This is a genomic window from Vibrio sp. 03_296, assembly GCF_002265885.1.
In genome coordinates this window covers 1-527 of record NZ_NPKW01001222.1, presented here as the reverse complement: position 1 = coordinate 527, position 527 = coordinate 1, and the positions used below count along the sequence as shown (strand labels likewise).

The 527-nt window shown below is 43.0% G+C and carries 2 tRNA genes; both read left to right on the top strand.

Annotated features, from left to right (window positions below):
- The first annotated feature begins 84 nt into the window (after positions 1-84).
- A tRNA-Ile gene (locus CIK04_RS31135) sits at positions 85-161 on the top strand.
- A 9-nt stretch (positions 162-170) separates the two neighbouring features.
- Positions 171-246: transfer RNA gene (locus CIK04_RS31130), tRNA-Ala, on the top strand.
- Positions 247-527 lie beyond the last annotated feature (281 nt).

Below are 527 nucleotides of genomic sequence, written 5' to 3'. Positions count from 1 at the left end.
CTGGCGCTGGATCACCTCCTTATACGATGATTATTGCGATGAGTGTTCACACAGATTGATACGGTTTAGATTAGAGCATCTAGTGGGTCTGTAGCTCAGGTGGTTAGAGCGTACGCCTGATAAGCGTAAGGTCGGTGGTTCGAGTCCACTCAGACCCACCACTCAACGATGGGGTTATAGCTCAGCTGGGAGAGCGCCTGCCTTGCACGCAGGAGGTCTGCGGTTCGATCCCGCATAGCTCCACCATCTTTAAGGGTTTTTYCYTAAGAATCTTTAAACATGGTTTTCATTAGAAAATCTGCTCTTTAACAATTTGGAAAGCTGACAAAACAACAATTTATTGTTGTTTGTAAAGTTCTCAATGTTTGTCTTTAAGACAAACACCAACAAACACATTCAAGTGTTCTTGGGAATGTCACTGTTAAGTGACTATTCGAAATTGAGTCCGGCAAAATCAACGCTATCTCGCTCATTCAAATAATGAGATAGCAACTTTGGTTGTTTGATAGAAGACCCTTTGGGGTTGT